This is a genomic window from Pseudomonas sp. Wu6 (genome assembly GCF_019891515.1).
GTDB lineage: Bacteria > Pseudomonadota > Gammaproteobacteria > Pseudomonadales > Pseudomonadaceae > Aquipseudomonas > Aquipseudomonas orientalis_A.
The window spans coordinates 45,626-62,136 of the sequence record NZ_JAFLXH010000014.1 but is presented as its reverse complement, the minus strand read 5'-3'; the positions used below and the strand labels follow the sequence as shown (position 1 = coordinate 62,136).

Genomic DNA, 16,511 nt, shown 5'->3' with positions numbered 1-16,511 from the left:
GTGCAAGCAAATCTATTTTCATGATAAAAAGTTTTATTGACTAAAATATTGTATGGGGTAATTATTTCTCTGCATCTGCTTCATGCAGAGTTATCTTCAGGGTTATCCCGATGAGTCATAAAGCTCAATTCTCCCTCGCGACTTCTTACGTCTTGGCCAATGAATCCTCATTGGCCACTCGCGTGGCGCCGCTGCTGATGCAGGGTTTTCCCGCCGCGCCGGAACACCGGGTAACGTGGAACAACTGGATGCGCGCGCCCTTCAATCAATGGGGGTTCCGTCATCTGTCTCGACTGCGCCCCAGCATTGATGTGTCGGCGGGGCCAGGGCCTGCCGGTCAGCTCCAGGAGGCCCCGCGCGCGCTGGATCAGCTGTGTTTCGACAGTGAGAGTGGGCTGGGCATCCGTGTGATCGAGCACCTCGTCGCCAGCCAGACGGACGCCTTTTTGGTGATGCAGGGTGACAGGGTGTTGTACGAGCGCTACTTCAACGGTCAGCGCGCCTGTGACCGGCACATCATGTTCTCGGTGACCAAGTCGTTGATCGGTACCTTGGGTGAACAGTTGGTGACGCGCGGCGCGCTCAACCCCGAGCGGCCGGCCGCTTACTACGTGCCTGAACTGGCGGGCAGCGCATTTGGCGATGCGACGGTGCGCCAATTGTTCGATATGGCGGTGGGCATCGACTACAGCGAAGTGTATGACGACCCCAATTCAGAAAGCTCGCAGTACGGCTATGCCTGCGGCTTTCAACCCGCACCGGCGCAGTACGCGCAGTTCGAATCGTTGTACCAGTACTTGCCATCCCTCAAGAAACGCGGCAGCCACGGCGGCTTTTTCCACTATGTGACGGCCACCACCGAAGCCTTGGCGTGGGTCATGGAACGTGCCTCGGGCAAGGCCTGCAGTCAGATGCTGGAGGAGGTCTGGGGGCGCCTGGGGTGCGAGCGCGACGGCTATTTCATGGCCGATCCGTGGGGCCGTAACGTAGCCGGGGCGGGGTTCAGCGCCACTTTGAGAGACATGGCGCGCTTCGGTCGCCTGCTGGCCAACAACGGTCGCCACGACGGTGCTGAGCTGCTGTCGCCCGAGACCGTGGCCCGTATCGCCGCCGGTGCGGACCCGGCGATCTACGCGCAAAATGCCGAGTTCTCCAGCTGGACCCCGGGGGCGTCCTATCGAAGCCAGTGGTACGTGTTCAACGACCACAGCCAGGCCCTGATGGCCGGGGGCATTCACGGCCAGTACCTGTTCATCGACAAGCCGTCCGGCGTAGTGATCGTCAAGCAATCGTCGCTCACCGATGCGGTCAGCCCGTTCGATACGGACAGCGTGCGCATGCTGCGCGCGATCGCCGCCCACCTGAGTCACTGACCCACGCCTAAAAAATAAGAGTCTTGCGTTCTATTCACCTGGCTTGCCCAGGTGCTGGCGGCGCCCTGCGTCGCCATTGACTGCCCTGTAACAACAATAATTCCACAGGAGCTTCTTATGGTATTCACCAAGCGTTTCTCTCGAGCGCTGTTGGCGGTCGGCTTACCTTTGACTACCCACGTTGCGTTGGCGGGCTACACCTTTGAGGACGGCGATCTCAAGGGCGAAGTCAATCTGACCGCAGGCGGGGCGACGTTGTTTACCCGTGGTGTCAACTTCGGCAGCGGCCAGGTCGATGCGCGCAACGGTAAAAACGGCGGCGCCCGGATCAACTGGCAAGAGGTCTACGTAAAACCGGGGGTCAAACTGGAGTATGCGTTGCAACCGGATTTCAGCCTGCTCGCGGGCGGCTCCCTGGTGGCGGCGAGCACCTTCGGCGACGGCGACGCGGGTGGCTTGACCCGCAGCTCCGATGGCAAGGCCGCAGCCGAAGAACTCTACGGCGGTTTTCGCGCCGGCGAGTGGAAGCTCACCGCCGGCCGCCAGAATTATATGATCGGTACGGGGTTCATCGTCATGGATGGCAACCTCGACCAGTTCAAGGATGGCGCCTACTGGCTCGGCCCGCGAACCGCGTTCAAGGATTCGGCGATCCTCGCCTGGGACCATGGCGCACTGAAGTCCCAGGCCTTCACCTTGCGCACCGATGATGACTTGGGCGACTTCCGCATGACCGGCGTCAACCTCGATTACAACCTCGATGACCAGGTGACGCTCGGCGCCATGGCCATGAAGGTCAATGCCCTTGGCCCCCGAGGCAGCACGCTCCCGCGCCGTCGGGACGGGATGCAGGTGTACAACCTGCGGGCGCTCAACGCCAAGGTGCCCGGCTTACAGGCGCTGACGCTGAATGCCGAGTACGCGCTGGAGCGCGGCAGCGGCGAGGGCGTCGACTACGATGCCAACGCCTGGTACGCCCAGGCCGACTACGCCTTCAGCACCGTGCCGCTGACGCCGATCCTCGGCTACCGCTACGCGAGCTTTTCCGGTGACGACAACCTCACCGACAACCGGCAAAAAGCCTGGGACCCACTGAGCAAAGGCTTCGTCGACTGGAGCACCTGGCTGGTCGGGGACGTGGTCGGCAACTACCTGTTGTTCAACAGCAACGAAAACGTCCAGCAGTTCTCCCTCAAGACCCACCTCAACGAAACCCTGACCCTCGGCGCGATTCACTACCAGTTCTGGCTGGATGAGAAAAACTACCTGGGCGCACCGGTCAGCGACCGGCGCTTTGCCGACGAAAGTGTGGTTTTCCTCGACTGGACACCCACGCCGTCGTTCTATACGTCGCTGTCCTACAACTGGGTCAAGCCACTGGCCGCCGCCAAACAGGTGTTCGGTAACGACCAGATGTTCAGTGCGCTGGAACTGTATTTCACCTACCGCTATTAAGTGCTGCGAGCCATCGCGGCCGCGCTGGAGTGTTTTGATCATGAACAGATTTTTGCGTAACACCGTGCTGGGCGCTGTCGCCTCGTTGCTCATCAGTGGTTTTTGCCTGGCTGAAGAACGCACCGTACGGATCTACAACTGGATCGAATACCTGCCACCCGAGGTGCTCAAGAGCTTCCAGGAGGAAACCGGCATTCGCCCGGTTTACGATGTGTTCGACAGCGTCGAAACCATGGAGTCCAAGCTGCTGACGGGCAACTCCGGGTATGACGTGGTGTTTCCCGGCTCCGCCAACCTGGGACGCTTGATCACGGCCGGGGCCGTGCAGCCGCTGGATCGCAAGCAGTTGCCAAACTGGCAGCACCTGGACCCGCTATTCATGCAAACCCTGGAAACCGCAGGTGACCCCGGCAATCGCTACGCCGTGCCTTACCTGTGGGGCACCACGCTGATCGGCTACAACGTCGACAAGGTGCGCAAAGCTCTCGGCCCTGACGTGCAGATGAACAGCTGGGACGTCATCTTCAAGGAAGAAAACCTCGCCAAGCTCGCCAGTTGTGGCGTGGGTTTTCTCGACGCCGCCAACGAGATCCTGCCGATTGCCTTGCACTACAAGGGCCTCGACCCCAATAGCCAGAAGCGCGAGGACTATGTACAAGCCCAGGCCCTGATGATGAAGATTCGCCCTTACGTCAGTTACTTCAACTCGTCGCGCTACGGCATGGACCTGGCCAACGGTGATATCTGTGTGGGCGTGGGCTGGTCCGGCGGTGTCGCACTGGCCACACGACTGGCAGATGCCGCTGGCAAGGGCGTCAAGGTCGAAATGGCACTGCCCAAGGAAGGCGCGCCGATGTGGTCGGACGTGATGACGATCCCGGCCAAGGCCCCCGATCTGGCGGAGGCCCATGCGTTCATCAATTACATCCTGCGCCCGGACGTGATTGCGCGCATCAGCAACAAGATCGGCTACCCCAACCCGAACAAGGACGCCACTGCGCTGGTGGACGCCAGCATCCGCAACGACCCGAACATGTATGTGCCGGACGAAGCGCGCAAGACCCTGTTCGCCCTGGAGCCGATCCCGGCTGCCGCGGAGCGCATCCGCACCCGCACCTGGACCGCCATCAAGAGCAACCGCTGATCAGTGTGGCCCGGTGCGTGCGCGCCGGGCTTGGAGCTTGCCATGACTGAACGGATGGACATTGCCCCCAACTTGCAGCGGGTGCTGACCCTTCGCGTCGCGATAGGGCCGGGCGTGATGCTGGGCGACAGCGTTGAAGGCCTGCGCTGCAATTACCCGATTGTGGGCGGGGATTTCGATGGGGTCGGCATCAGCGGCCAGGTCCTGGAGGGTGGAGAAGATTGCTTTCTTTTGCGCCCCGATGGCATCGGTCAACTGGATGCCCGCTACAGCGTAAGGACCGACGAAGGCGAGGTGATCAACATCCGTAACCGGGGTGTGCTGAGCATGACTGAGTACGGACGCCAACTGGAGCGCGACGGCCAATGGCCGATTCCTGAGACGGAGTACCGCTGCACCTGTACGCCGGTGTTCCAGGTGCCCAAGGGGCGGCTGGACTGGCTCACCCGTTCAAGTTTTATCGGCTTGGTGCATTACCCGTGCGCCGACCAGGTGGTGATTCGTTGCTATCGCTTTTACTGAGGCCCGACCCTGGAAGCTCTCAGGCCTGCATGCCGTAGAACAGCAACTCGGTGATACGCCTGACCTGCATCGAGTGTGCGTCGATATCCGGGTGTTCCTGGTTCACCAGCCGGAACAGTTGCAGGTGCGAATAATCGTTCAACAGGAACGCGGCCAATTCCACATCGAGTTGCGGGCGCAGCTTGCCGGCCTGTTGCAATTCCCGCAGCAATTCGCTGATCTCGGCCCTCAGTGCATCGTTCATGGCCCGATAGCCTTCGGGCAGTCCATTGCTGCCGCCGAACAGGATCAGCGGCAGCAGTTCACGCCACAGGCTGGGGTGCATGACTTCCAGTGCATAGCCGGTAAGAAGACGTTCCAGGTGGCAGAGCGCTTCGACCGGGTCGTCGATTTCGTGGATCCGGCTGCGGGTGTCGATGATCGCGCGTCGATCGGCGTGGTGCAGAATTTCCAGGATGATTTCCTGCTTGTTGCCGAAGTACTTGAACACCGTCGGCGGCGACACTCCGGCCTGGCTGGCGATCTGTTCGATGGTGGTGTTCTGGAAACCCTGGCGCTCAAACAGTTCGACCGCGGCTTTACTGATAGCTTGCCGGCGCTCGGCTTTCTGACGTTCACGCAGTCCACTCACAGGAGATCCTTGTCACGAATAAAAAGAGGGGCGCGTGTCGGCCCCATACCCCCTGCAAAATACTTAATTGGGTAAAGCTTTTAAAGCACTAATTGCCATTCAAGGGGTTTGCCGCTGGTGCTTCTTCATACGGTAGGCAAATTGAGCACGGCTGAGCCCCACGAGTCTGGCGGCCGCAGCCAGGTTGCCGGCGCTTTGTTGCAACGCTTCAGTGATCAGGCGCGATTCAAGGCCTTCGATGGAAACCCCCTGGTCCAACGGGTCGAGGGTACCCAGCAGCGTCGCGCGCGGCGCCTGCGCGGTATTTGACAGGCCGCCCTGGTCGTCGAGGCCATAGGGCTCGGCGGGCATCGGTTCGTTGCGAAACAGATGCACCAGGTCAATGGCCTGGCCTTCATCGCTGGCGATTAGGCCGCGTTCGATGAGGTTCTGCAGCTCGCGCACATTGCCCGCGAAGTCGTAGCGCAGCAACGTCTTCAGGGCGCGCATGGTCAGGCCTGCCGGGGTCCGGGCGTAGTCCTGGCAGAAGCGCGTCAGGAACGCATTGATCAGCAGCGGGATGTCGTCCCGGCGTTCACGCAGCGGGGGCAGGGCGATGGGGTATACATTCAGCCGGTAGAACAGGTCTTCGCGAAAGCTTCCGTCTGCCACCGCTTTACGCAGGTCGATATTGGTGGCGGCCACCACGCGCACATCCACCTTGATCCCGCGCACCCCGCCGACCCGTTCGATTTCCCGTTCCTGCAAGGCTCGCAGCAACTTGCTCTGCCCGGGCAGGCTGAGGCTGGTGATTTCATCCAGGAACAGGGTGCCACCCTGGGCCCGTTCGAACCGCCCGGGGCGTGAGTGCGTCGCGCCGGTGTAGGCGCCGCGTTCGACACCGAAGAGTTCGGCCTCCACCAGGTTATCCGGGATGGCGGCGCAATTGAGTGCCACAAACGGGCTGTCATGGCGACGACTGAGCTGGTGCAACTGGCGCGCAAACATCTCCTTGCCCACGCCGGACTCACCGCTGATCAACACCGTTGCCGGGGTCAGCGCGACCCGTTGCAGCGCTTGCATCGCCGCGTTGAACGCGGCACTGGCGCCCACCAACGGTTGCGGCTGGCGGGTTCCGCCACTGCTGGCGACGGGGCCTGCGAGCGTGGGGGTAGCAGGGCCAGTGACGGCCTGGGACACATTCAGGTAGCGTAGGTCCTGCTCGACATCACCCCATTGCTCGGCGGTCTTGCCAATCACGCGGCAACGGTGATGGCCCATGCCACGGCATTCCACTTCGCGGAAAATCACCATTTGCCCGAAGAGACCACTGACGAAGCCGATGGCATAGCCGGTTTCGGTCCAGCACACCGGGTCCTGGCCGATGCCGTAGGCCCCTACATGTTCATCGGCTTCGCACGAGTGGTGCCAGAGAAATTCCCCTTCATAGAACCCCGAATCGGCATCGAACTTGAAGTGCAGCGGTTCGACCTTGGTCATGCCTTGCAGGGTGTGCAGGTGAGTCCCGGCGCGAAACACCGCGGCGGCATCGGCCTGTGGCCAGCGCTCGCGGATCAAGCGCGCATCCCGTGCACCGGAGGCATAACCGGCGCGGGTGAACAGGCCCCGGGCCTGGTCCAGTCCCAGGCGCTCGATGACCTCGGCGCGCAAGGCGCCGAACGACGAACTGTGCAGCAACAACATACGTTGATCGTTGAGCCAGATGCGCCCGTCTTCGGGGGAAAAGAACAGGCAGTCGGCCAGTTCCGCGGTGGTGGGCGAGCTGCTGTCACTGAGTTGGCGACTGTCGCCGCGCGGAGGGTAGGGCGCGGTGGCCACCCGGTCGTCGGGCAGCGCGCTGTGGGGATTAGTCATTGTTATGCCCCTGCAAAGCGAGTGATCGATATGAGCAACTGCTCAGATAGTTATAAAACATAACCTTATCAATTGAACAAGTGGCAGAGCCCGGGTTTTTTGCCGGTGAACGCCCCAGGCGTGTGAGCGCTGCGTGGCAGGCCTCGACCCAGAGCCCTCGCCGGTTTATGTACGCGCCGTTGCGTGCAAGCGGCACAGCCTTTGCTCAAGACCTGATGCGGCGTTTGCACCCTGTGCAGACGATGACAATTACAAGAACCGGAGTTGCCAATGCCAGTGTCTGAGACCACCCCCTTTCTACAGCGGGCCATCGCGTCCGAATGCCTGTTCAACGGCGACTGGATTCCCGTTTCGGGATCTGTGATTGACGTGATTGAACCCGCCACCGGCGAACCCCTGATGCGCTGCGCCATGGCCAACGCGGCCGACATTGCCATCGCCTGCCGCAGTGCGGCTCTGGCGCAGCCTGCCTGGGCTGCGTTGGGCCCACGGGAGCGCGCCGAGGTATTTCGCAGAGCGGCGGACCTGGCCCAGCGGTCCTTCGCCGAGCTGGCGCTGTACGTCGCCCGGGAAACCGGCGGCGCGTTGTACAAGGGCGAGCACGAAGTGCGTGAAGCGATTGTGCTGCTGCATCAGGCGGCGGGGCTGTTGTCCCAACCTCACGGGGTGGTGCTGCCCAGTGCTGCCGGCCGACTGTCCTATGCACGGCGCCAGCCCCACGGTGTGGTCGGGGTGATTTCACCGTTCAACTTCCCGCTGGTGCTGTCACTGCGTTCAGTGGCTCCGGCGCTGGCGGCGGGCAATGCCGTGGTGCTCAAACCCGACCCACAGACTCCGGTCAGCGGGGGTTTTCTCATTGCCCGGCTGTTCGAAGAGGCGGGCTTGCCCAAGGGCCTGCTGCAGGTGTTGCCCGGCGCGGCGCCGGCGGGGGAAGCGCTGTGCCGCGATCCGAACGTGCGGATGATTGCGTTCACCGGGTCCACGGCGGCGGGGCGCAAAGTCGCTGAAGTGGCCGGTCGACACCTGAAAAAGGTTGCACTGGAGCTGGGCGGGAAAAACCCGCTGATCATTCTCGAAGACGCCGACCTCGACCTGGCCGCGAGCAATGCAGCCTGGGGCGCCTGGCTGCATCAGGGGCAAATCTGCATGGCGACCGGGCTGATTCTCGTGCATCAATCCATCGCCGAAAGCCTCACCCGCAAGCTGGTGGACAAGGCGCGGGCGCTCACTGTGGGCAATGCCGCCCAGGGTGAAGCGGCGCTCGGCCCGTTGATCAACCAACGGCAACTGCAGCGCGTGCATGAAATCGTCAGTGACAGTGTACAGGCCGGCGCACGGCTGGAGGCGGGCGGCGACTATGACCGGTTGTTCTACCAGCCCACCGTGCTCAGTGGCGTACGTCCGGGCATGCGCGCCTTTGAGGAAGAGCTGTTCGGCCCGGTGGCCACGGTGGTCAGTTTCTCCACCGACGAGGAAGCGATCGAACTGGCCAACCGCACGGAGTACGGCCTTTCGGCCGCCATCATCTCGCCGTCGGTCGGGCGCGCCATGGCCATCGGTGAGCGGCTGGACTGCGGCCTGCTGCACATCAACGACCAGACCGTGGCCGACGAATGCATCAACCCGTTCGGCGGGCGCGGTGCCTCCGGCAACGGCGGCAGCGTCGGCGGGCCGGCCGACTGGGACGAGTACAGCCAGTGGCAGTGGGTCACGGTAAAAAATACGCCGCCTGTCTATCCATTCTGAGCCGTGGCCGTTCCGGGCCCTGGCTCATCGCTTTGATACACCCATGCCTATACAAAAATAAGAGGGCTTGAACATGAACCTGCACAACAAAACCCTGATTGTCACCGGCGTCGCTTCCGGTATTGGCGCCGAACTGGCACGGCTCGCGCGTTTCCAGGGCGCGACGGTGATCGGTGTGGATCGCCATGAACCGCAACTGACCCTGGATGGCTTCTTCCAGGCTGACCTGGGCGACCCGGCCAGCATTGATGCCCTGGTGGCGCGCCTGCCCGCGCGGGTCGACGGGCTGTGCAACATTGCCGGGGTGCCCGGTACGGCGCCCACGCAAGCGGTGGCCACGGTCAATTATCTGGGGCTGCGGCACCTGACTCAAGCGCTGCTGCCACGCATGCCGGCGGGCGGCAGCATCGTCAATGTCGCCTCGGTGCTTGGCGCGCAATGGCCGCAACGGCTGGAGCTGCACAAGGCGCTGGCCGCGACGTCCAGCTTCGAGGCGGGGCAGCAGTGGCTGGCGGCCAATCCGGTGGAGCAGGCCAGCTGTTATCAGTACTTCAAGGAAGCGCTGATCGTGTGGAGCTTCCAGCAATCCCAGGGCTGGTTTCGCGATCACTCGGTGCGTATCAACTGCGTGGCGCCGGGGCCGGTGTTTACCCCGATTCTCGGCGATTTCGTCAGCATGCTCGGGCCGCAGCGGGTGGCCGAGGACAGCCGGCGCATGACCCGCCCAGCCCTGGCCGATGAGGTGGCGGCGGTGATTGCCTTCCTCTGCTCGGACGCTTCGCGCTGGGTCAACGGGGTCAACCTGCCGGTGGATGGCGGGTTGGCCGCCACCTACGTGTAGGGCCTGCCACAGCGATAAATCCCGGTGCGGCCCCTCCGTGCCGGGAGTCTTGAACAACAACAAAAATACAGGACATACAAGATGCTCAAGCCTATCTTGCGGACGGTTGCGGCCACCACGTTTGTCGCACTGTCACCGATTGCACATGCTTATGACCTGCCCGGACTCAACCTGGGTACCACCAGTTTCTACGACGGCTCACCGGCCCCGGCTGGGCCCGGCTGGTACCTGGAGGAATACCTGACGTACTCCCGAGCGAGCCGTTTCAACGATGCCCACGGCAACAAGCTGGCGTTGCCCAGGCAGGATGTGGAAGTGGTGGCGCCCACCACGCAGATCATCTACGTCGGCCAGCCCCTGGCCAATGGCGCGATGCCCGGATTCACCCTGATCAACACCTCCCTGGCCCACGTGAATGTCGACGATGGGTTGAACAATGCGGCGCTGAGTTCCCGTGCCGGCTTTGGTGATCTGACGGTCGGTGCCTTCCTGCAACTGCCGACCCTGAGCCGCGCCGATGGCAGCCCGCTGCTGACCCAGCGTGTGGAGGCTGATGTGTCGATCCCGGTGGGCGCCTATGACCGCAATCGTTCGATCAACCCCGGCAGCAACTTCTGGTCATTCAACCCGTATTACGCGGCGACGTACTGGTTCAGCCCGAAATGGTCGGCGAGCGGGCGTTTCATGTACCTGTGGAATGGCAAGAATGATGATCCGCAGGCAGGCTTCGGGGATGTTTCCGATACCCAGGCCGGCCAGGCATTGCATGCCAATCTGACGCTGCAATATGCCTTGAACCAGCAACTGAGCGTGGGGGTCAACGGCTATTGGTTGAAGCAAATCACCGACACCCGGGTCGATGGACGCGCCGTGAGCGGGCGCCGGGAGAAGGTCTGGGCCATTGGCCCAGGCCTGGTCTATGCGTTCAGCAAGGAAGAGGTGCTATCGGTAAACGCCTACTTTGAACAGCAGGCTGAGAACCGCACTGAGGGCAACAAACTGGTGCTCAATTGGCTGCATAAGTTCTAGTGGGCGCCGTACGCACCATCACGCTGATGATGGTCAGTGCGGCAATCACCACCCCGGGGGACGTCGCCAGCAGTACCCCGGCGGTGCCGGCGCCGGCGGCAAGCAGTTGCCCGGCCGCCAGGGGCCCGGCCACTGAACCCAGGCGGCCGACAGCCACGGCGGCACCGACGCCGGTGGCACGCACCGAGGTCGGATACGAGGGCGGTGCAGAGGCGTACAGCACCAACTGCGCAGCCATCACGAACAAGCCGGCGGCAAAACCAGCGATGGCCATGGGCACGATGCCCACCGACAACCCGACCCCGGCCAATGCCGCCAGCAACCCGGCATACACCGACAACACCACGTTGACGGCATTGCAGCGGTCCAGCAGCACGCCGCCGAGCAGCGAACCCAAGGCGCCGCCGATATTGAAGAGCATCTGCACCATGCCCGCCTGGGGTTTGCTGAAACCCTGTTCCAGCAACAGCGACGGCAGCCAGTTCAGCAGCATGTACATCACGGTCAAGGTGAAGAAGTAGCTGAGCCACAAGGCCAGTGTGGTGCGGGCGCGACCCTCGCCGAACAGTGCCTGGCCGGTGGAGGGGCGGGCGCCGTGGGGGGTGTCGCGCTGTTGGCGAAAGGCGCTGGACTCAGGCAGCAGCAGGATCATCAACGGTACGGCCAGCAAGGGCGCCAGGCCGCCAATGATAAACGTGGTCTGCCAGTGCTCACTGGAAAACATCGCCACCACTGCGGCCAATGCACCCCCCAGCGGCACCCCGCAGTACATCACGCTGATGGCCGTGCCACGGTTGCGCTCGCTCACCGCTTCGGCGCACAGCGCGATCAGGTTGGGCAGCGCGGCGCCCAGGCCCAGGCCGGTAAGAAAACGCACCAGCAACAAGCTTGAGTAGCTGTCGACAAATGCGGTGCTCAGGGAAAACAGCCCGAACAGCAGCACGGCGCTGACCAGGATTTTCTTGCGCCCGATCCGGTCGGCAACCCAGCCGCCGAAGAACGCCCCCGGCAGCAAGCCGATGATGCCGACGCTGAACACCCAGCCGAGCATCTTCGGGTCCAGGGCGAAGGTTTGACGCAACCCGGCGGCGGCGGTGCCGGCGGCTTGCAGATCGAACCCTTCGATCAGCGCAACGATAAAGCACAGCGCAATAGTCAGCGTCGAACGACGCGATGAACTGTCCATGGCAAACCTCATTGTTGTTGTTTTTGTTGGCGTGGCGAGCTTGAGTGGCTGCTGAGGATTAAGATAACAAATATAACTAAAAAATGAATAGTGGAATAAATGACTCAAAAAGCAAGAATAAAATCATAAAATTCAATGTATTGAGATATTGATCCATGGTTGGCTAAAAAATAGATAGCTTTATTAATGTTCGATTATCGGTCGGTTGCGGTTGACGAGTCACCTCGGCTGTTTCCATTCTTGGCTCGCGAGGCTGACAGGGCCGAGCGTGTGCCAACCCAAAAACAACAACAAAAATGGACATCGAACATGCCAGAACTCCCTATGGAGGACGCCGTTGCAGCGGCGTCCGTCTCCTGTGCGTCGAACACCACTCCACGCCGGCTGCTGGCCTTGCTGGCCTTGAGCGTGTTGCCCGGTTCGCTGTGGGCTGCAGGCTTTATCGACGACAGCCACGGCACCCTGACCTTGCGCAATTACTACCTGGACCGTGACTACAAGGACGACGGTGCGAAGGCCGCCGCGCGGGAATGGGCCCAGGCGTTCATCCTCAACCTGGAATCGGGTTATACCCCTGGCCCGGTAGGCTTTGGCCTGGATGTACGCGGGTTGATGGGGGTCAGGCTCGACTCTTCGCCGGACCGCAGCGGGACCGAGTTGTTGCCGGTGTCGGCCAGCGACAAGCGCGCCGCCGACGAGTACTCGCGCCTGGCCCCAACCGCCAAGCTGCGGTTCGCCCAATCCACGGTCAAGGCCGGCGATGTGTCGATCTTCCTGCCGTTTGCCTTTGCCAGTCCGTCGCGGCTGCTGCCGCAAACCTTTCGCGGCACCACCTTGAGCTCCAAGGACATCGATGGCCTGACCCTCAACACGGGCTATATCGACCGCATCAACAAGCGCGACTCCACCGACTACCAGGCCATGACGATCGCCTCGCCCAACCGGCGCTTCAACGCCACTGCCACCACGTCGCACCTGGCTTACGTCGGCGGTGATTACCAGGTCAACAAAGACCTCAGCCTGCGGGTCTATCACGCGCAGATCGCGGACCTCTACCAGCAGGACACTCTGGCGCTGCTGCACAACTTGCCGGTGGGCGATGGCGTGCTCACCAGCGACCTGCGCAGTTTTTTCAGCCGTGAGGATGGCAGTGCCAAGGCGGGCAGGGTGGATAACCGCAACCTCTCGGCGTTGTTCGGCTATCGCCTGGGCGGCCATCGCGTCAGCCTTGGCTACATGCACTCAAGCGGGGAGACGGCCACGCCCTATATCTCGGGAACGGAGTTGATGGGCATGAGCGAACTGACCATGAGTTCGGACTTTCTCAACGCCAAGGAGCGCACCTGGCAAGCCATCTACGACTATGACTTCGCGGCATCGGGAGTGCCTGGGCTGAAGACGCGGCTGCGCTACGTGCGTGGCGACCACATCGAACTGGCCGCTTTCAACGCCGAGGATCGCAAGGAGCGCGAGTTCCAGATGGAACTGGGGTATGTGATCCAGAGCGGCCCGCTGAAGAACGTCGGGTTCATGGCGCGAAAGTCGATCTACCGCAATGACTTCCCGAGCGGCGCGGCCTTTCGCGATGAAAACCAGACCCGTTTTCTGGTGCTCTACACCGTGGCGCTCTGGTAGGCCGATCAGTCCTGGTAGACCTTCTTCAGCAAGCGCAGCAGCTCTTCACGCTCCTGGCCGTCGAGGGCGGCGGTGGCGTCGAGGTCACTCTGTGCGGCGATTGCCTTGAGTTCCTTGAGCAGGGTTTCGCCGGTCTTGCTGAGGAAGATCCCGTAGGAGCGTTTGTCCGGCTTGCAGCGTACCCGCACGGCCAGCGCGCGGCTTTCCAGCTTGTTCAGCAACGGCACCACCTGGGGCGGCTCAATGGCCAGGGCGCGCGCCAGGTCGGCCTGCATCAGCCCGGGGTTCTGCTCGATGATCGCCAGGGCCGAGAATTGCGCCGGGCGCAGGTCGTGGTCCGACAACCGGCCGATCAGGTTCTGGAACAGCTTGAGCTGGGCGCGGCGCATGGCGTAGCCGATCAGATCGTCCAGGGCTGAATCCAGCGGCGGCCGTACCTCGTCGTTGTCGGGCAGGGCCTGGCTGGCGGCGGCGATGTTGGAAGGCTTGGCCATTGGCAGTGCAATCCTCAAAAGGTGCAGGTTAATAAGACTATCTAGTTTGCCGGTGTTGGCGCGCTATGGCTATGCCGGGTTTTCACAGCGTCAGCTACGCGTGGGTTTTAAGCAGGAAAGATATTGGTTATTCAGGTTAATAGTTAATTGACATAACTATATTTGCGGTTTAATTTCGAATCATCTTCACACCCAGAACAAGAGCGTACCGCCATGAGCAATTACGAAGGCCGTTGGACCACAGTCAAGGTTGAGATCGAAGAAGGCATCGCCTGGGTCATTCTCAATCGTCCGGAAAAACGCAACGCTATGAGCCCGACCCTGAACCGGGAAATGATCGACGTCCTGGAAACCCTCGAGCAGGACCCTGCCGCCGGCGTGCTGGTCCTCACCGGTGCGGGCGAAGCCTGGACGGCGGGCATGGACCTCAAGGAATACTTTCGTGAGGTGGATGCCGGCCCGGAAATCCTCCAGGAAAAAATCCGCCGCGAAGCCTCGCAATGGCAGTGGAAACTGCTGCGCATGTACGCCAAACCGACCATCGCCATGGTCAATGGCTGGTGCTTCGGCGGTGGCTTCAGCCCGCTGGTGGCGTGCGACCTGGCGATCTGCGCCGACGAAGCGACCTTCGGCCTCTCGGAAATCAACTGGGGCATCCCGCCAGGCAACCTGGTGAGCAAGGCCATGGCCGACACCGTGGGCCATCGCCAATCGCTGTACTACATCATGACCGGCAAGACCTTCGGCGGGCAGAAAGCCGCCGAAATGGGCCTGGTCAACGAAAGCGTGCCCCTGGCTCAACTGCGCGAAGTGACCATCGAACTGGCGCGTAACCTGCTGGAGAAAAACCCGGTGGTGCTGCGTGCCGCCAAGCATGGCTTCAAGCGCTGCCGCGAGCTGACCTGGGAGCAGAACGAGGATTACCTCTACGCCAAGCTCGATCAGTCGCGCCTGCTCGACACCGAAGGCGGTCGCGAGCAGGGCATGAAACAGTTCCTCGACGACAAGAGCATCAAGCCTGGCCTGCAGGCGTATAAACGCTGAAGGGCGCGGCCGCCTGGCCGCGCCGTTGTACCCTGCTTGAACGTATTCCCGATAAAGACAATAAAGAGGAATCACCATGCTGGACGTGCCCCTGTTGATCGGCGGCCAGTCGTGCCCCGCCCGTGACGGTCGAACCTTCGAACGTCGCAACCCGGTGACCGGTGAAGTGGTCTCGCGAGTGGCTGCGGCGACCCTGGAAGATGCCGACGCCGCGGTCGCTGCCGCCCACGCCGCGTTCCCCGCGTGGGCGGCGCTGGCGCCCAACGAGCGCCGCACCCGCTTGCTCAACGCTGCCGAGCAATTACAGGCGCGCAGCAGCGAATTCATCGCCGCTGCCGGCGAGACCGGCGCCATGGCCAACTGGTATGGCTTCAATGTGCGCCTGGCGGCCAATATGCTGCGCGAAGCGGCGTCGATGACCACCCAGATCACGGGGGAGGTGATCCCCTCCGATGTCCCCGGCAGTTTCGCCATGGCCTTGCGTCAACCGTGCGGTGTGGTGCTGGGCATCGCGCCGTGGAACGCCCCGGTCATCCTCGCCACACGCGCCATCGCCATGCCGCTGGCCTGCGGTAATACCGTGGTGCTCAAGGCCTCGGAATTAAGCCCGGCCGTGCACCGCCTGATCGGCCAGGTGTTGCAGGACGCCGGCCTGGGCGATGGCGTGGTCAACGTCATCAGCAATGCTCCGGCCGATGCCGCCGCGATTGTCGAGCGGCTGATCGCCAACCCGGCCGTGCGCCGGGTCAACTTCACCGGCTCGACCCACGTGGGGCGGATTGTCGGCGAACTCTCGGCGCGTCATCTCAAGCCGGCATTGCTGGAACTGGGCGGCAAGGCACCGTTGCTGGTGCTCGACGATGCCGATCTTGACGCCGCTGTGGCGGCGGCGGCCTTTGGCGCCTATTTCAACCAGGGCCAGATTTGCATGTCCACCGAACGCCTGATCGTCGATGCCAGGGTCGCCGATGCGTTCACCGCCAAGCTGGCGGCCAAGGTCGCGACCCTGCGTGCGGGTGACCCCGCTGCGGCGGATTCGGTACTCGGTTCCCTGGTGGATGCCGGCGCCGGCACACGCATCAAGGCCCTGATCGACGATGCCCTGGCCAAGGGCGCGCGGCTGGTGGTGGGCGGCCAACTGGAGGGCAGCATCCTGCAGCCGACCCTGATCGATGGCGTCACCGAACAGATGCGCTTGTACCGCGAAGAGTCCTTTGGCCCGGTGGCCGTCCTGCTACGTGGTGAGGGTGATGAAGCCTTGTTGCGCCTGGCCAACGACTCCGAGTTCGGCCTGTCGGCGGCTATCTTCAGTCGTGACACCGGGCGTGCACTGGCCCTGGCCCAGCGGCTCGAGTCGGGGATTTGCCATATCAACGGGCCGACTGTGCATGACGAGGCGCAGATGCCGTTTGGCGGGGTCAAGTCCAGTGGGTACGGCAGCTTTGGTGGCAAGGCGTCCATTGAGCACTTCACGCAATTGCGTTGGGTGACCTTGCAGAACGGGCCACGGCATTACCCGATCTGAGCAGTTGCTGCGACCTAACAATAACAAGGCGG

At 62.4% G+C, this 16,511-nt stretch carries 14 protein-coding genes; 10 read left to right on the top strand and 4 right to left on the bottom strand.

Annotation, left to right across the window (positions count from 1 at the left end):
* Nucleotides 1-110 precede the first annotated feature (110 nt).
* From J1G34_RS12220 to J1G34_RS12205, 4 genes are all read left to right on the top strand, one after another.
* The gene (locus tag J1G34_RS12220) at nucleotides 111-1,373 is read left to right on the top strand and encodes a serine hydrolase domain-containing protein (protein ID WP_065893289.1); all 1,263 of its coding nucleotides are present in this window, start codon (nucleotides 111-113) and stop codon (nucleotides 1,371-1,373) included.
* Between the two features lie 117 nt (nucleotides 1,374-1,490).
* Nucleotides 1,491-2,828 carry an alginate export family protein gene (locus tag J1G34_RS12215; protein ID WP_128876512.1) on the top strand — a complete coding sequence of 446 codons (1,338 nt, stop codon included), beginning with the start codon at nucleotides 1,491-1,493 and terminating at the stop codon, nucleotides 2,826-2,828.
* A gap of 40 nt (nucleotides 2,829-2,868) precedes the next feature.
* Nucleotides 2,869-3,972, top strand: coding sequence for a polyamine ABC transporter substrate-binding protein (locus J1G34_RS12210; protein ID WP_222994110.1), 1,104 nt, complete (start codon nucleotides 2,869-2,871; stop codon nucleotides 3,970-3,972).
* A gap of 42 nt (nucleotides 3,973-4,014) precedes the next feature.
* A complete protein-coding gene (locus tag J1G34_RS12205; protein ID WP_222994109.1) occupies nucleotides 4,015-4,494 on the top strand; it encodes a DUF3237 domain-containing protein in 480 nt (159 codons plus the stop codon).
* A gap of 19 nt (nucleotides 4,495-4,513) precedes the next feature.
* Here the strand turns inward: J1G34_RS12205 and J1G34_RS12200 are convergent, their stop codons facing one another.
* Nucleotides 4,514-5,125, bottom strand: coding sequence for a TetR/AcrR family transcriptional regulator (locus tag J1G34_RS12200; protein WP_065893286.1), 612 nt, complete (start codon nucleotides 5,123-5,125; stop codon nucleotides 4,514-4,516).
* A gap of 99 nt (nucleotides 5,126-5,224) precedes the next feature.
* Nucleotides 5,225-6,979, bottom strand: coding sequence for a sigma-54-dependent Fis family transcriptional regulator (locus J1G34_RS12195; protein WP_222994108.1), 1,755 nt, complete (start codon nucleotides 6,977-6,979; stop codon nucleotides 5,225-5,227).
* A 270-nt stretch (nucleotides 6,980-7,249) separates the two neighbouring features.
* Between J1G34_RS12195 and J1G34_RS12190 the strand changes: the two genes are divergently transcribed.
* The 3 genes from J1G34_RS12190 (at nucleotide 7,250) to J1G34_RS12180 (ending at nucleotide 10,595) form a co-directional block, all read left to right on the top strand.
* A complete protein-coding gene (locus J1G34_RS12190; RefSeq protein ID WP_065893284.1) occupies nucleotides 7,250-8,725 on the top strand; it encodes a benzaldehyde dehydrogenase in 1,476 nt (491 codons plus the stop codon).
* 73 nt (nucleotides 8,726-8,798) lie between these two features.
* On the top strand, nucleotides 8,799-9,566 hold the full coding sequence (locus J1G34_RS12185) for a coniferyl-alcohol dehydrogenase (RefSeq protein ID WP_065893283.1): 768 nt from the start codon (nucleotides 8,799-8,801) through the stop codon (nucleotides 9,564-9,566).
* An 81-nt stretch (nucleotides 9,567-9,647) separates the two neighbouring features.
* The gene (locus J1G34_RS12180; RefSeq protein WP_065935598.1) at nucleotides 9,648-10,595 is read left to right on the top strand and encodes a SphA family protein; all 948 of its coding nucleotides are present in this window, start codon (nucleotides 9,648-9,650) and stop codon (nucleotides 10,593-10,595) included.
* Here the strand turns inward: J1G34_RS12180 and mhpT are convergent.
* The gene (mhpT, locus tag J1G34_RS12175) at nucleotides 10,573-11,781 is read right to left on the bottom strand and encodes a 3-(3-hydroxy-phenyl)propionate transporter MhpT (protein ID WP_130138009.1); all 1,209 of its coding nucleotides are present in this window, start codon (nucleotides 11,779-11,781) and stop codon (nucleotides 10,573-10,575) included. The two genes, J1G34_RS12180 and mhpT, sit on opposite strands and share 23 nt — an antisense overlap.
* A gap of 309 nt (nucleotides 11,782-12,090) precedes the next feature.
* Here mhpT and J1G34_RS12170 point away from each other — a divergent pair, with 309 nt between their 5' ends.
* Nucleotides 12,091-13,416, top strand: a complete 1,326-nt coding sequence (locus J1G34_RS12170; protein WP_065935364.1) for an OprD family porin — start codon at nucleotides 12,091-12,093, stop codon at nucleotides 13,414-13,416.
* A 5-nt stretch (nucleotides 13,417-13,421) separates the two neighbouring features.
* On the opposite strand, the gene J1G34_RS12165 is transcribed toward J1G34_RS12170, so the two are convergent.
* Complete coding sequence (locus J1G34_RS12165; protein ID WP_065893279.1) at nucleotides 13,422-13,910, bottom strand: MarR family winged helix-turn-helix transcriptional regulator; 489 nt, start codon at nucleotides 13,908-13,910, stop codon at nucleotides 13,422-13,424.
* Between the two features lie 213 nt (nucleotides 13,911-14,123).
* Between J1G34_RS12165 and J1G34_RS12160 the strand changes: the two genes are divergently transcribed.
* Both J1G34_RS12160 and J1G34_RS12155 read left to right on the top strand, forming a co-directional pair.
* On the top strand, nucleotides 14,124-14,954 hold the full coding sequence (locus J1G34_RS12160; RefSeq protein WP_010567568.1) for a p-hydroxycinnamoyl CoA hydratase/lyase: 831 nt from the start codon (nucleotides 14,124-14,126) through the stop codon (nucleotides 14,952-14,954).
* 76 nt (nucleotides 14,955-15,030) lie between these two features.
* Nucleotides 15,031-16,479 (top strand): aldehyde dehydrogenase, encoded by a 1,449-nt coding sequence (locus J1G34_RS12155; RefSeq protein ID WP_222994107.1) that lies wholly within the window; start codon nucleotides 15,031-15,033, stop codon nucleotides 16,477-16,479.
* Nucleotides 16,480-16,511: the final 32 nt, after the last annotated feature.

What these genes read in the sequence shown, in the direction of transcription:
- J1G34_RS12220 (WP_065893289.1), top strand. Translation starts at nt 111, where the DNA reads ATGAGTCATAAAGCTCAATTCTCCCTCGCGACTTCTTACGTCTTGGCC.
- J1G34_RS12215 (WP_128876512.1), top strand. Translation starts at nt 1,491, where the DNA reads ATGGTATTCACCAAGCGTTTCTCTCGAGCGCTGTTGGCGGTCGGCTTA.
- J1G34_RS12210 (WP_222994110.1), top strand. Translation starts at nt 2,869, where the DNA reads ATGAACAGATTTTTGCGTAACACCGTGCTGGGCGCTGTCGCCTCGTTG.
- J1G34_RS12205 (WP_222994109.1), top strand. Translation starts at nt 4,015, where the DNA reads ATGACTGAACGGATGGACATTGCCCCCAACTTGCAGCGGGTGCTGACC.
- J1G34_RS12195 (WP_222994108.1), bottom strand. Translation starts at nt 6,979, where the DNA reads ATGACTAATCCCCACAGCGCGCTGCCCGACGACCGGGTGGCCACCGCG.
- J1G34_RS12190 (WP_065893284.1), top strand. Translation starts at nt 7,250, where the DNA reads ATGCCAGTGTCTGAGACCACCCCCTTTCTACAGCGGGCCATCGCGTCC.
- J1G34_RS12185 (WP_065893283.1), top strand. Translation starts at nt 8,799, where the DNA reads ATGAACCTGCACAACAAAACCCTGATTGTCACCGGCGTCGCTTCCGGT.
- J1G34_RS12180 (WP_065935598.1), top strand. Translation starts at nt 9,648, where the DNA reads ATGCTCAAGCCTATCTTGCGGACGGTTGCGGCCACCACGTTTGTCGCA.
- mhpT (WP_130138009.1), bottom strand. Translation starts at nt 11,781, where the DNA reads ATGGACAGTTCATCGCGTCGTTCGACGCTGACTATTGCGCTGTGCTTT.
- J1G34_RS12170 (WP_065935364.1), top strand. Translation starts at nt 12,091, where the DNA reads ATGCCAGAACTCCCTATGGAGGACGCCGTTGCAGCGGCGTCCGTCTCC.
- J1G34_RS12165 (WP_065893279.1), bottom strand. Translation starts at nt 13,910, where the DNA reads ATGGCCAAGCCTTCCAACATCGCCGCCGCCAGCCAGGCCCTGCCCGAC.
- J1G34_RS12160 (WP_010567568.1), top strand. Translation starts at nt 14,124, where the DNA reads ATGAGCAATTACGAAGGCCGTTGGACCACAGTCAAGGTTGAGATCGAA.
- J1G34_RS12155 (WP_222994107.1), top strand. Translation starts at nt 15,031, where the DNA reads ATGCTGGACGTGCCCCTGTTGATCGGCGGCCAGTCGTGCCCCGCCCGT.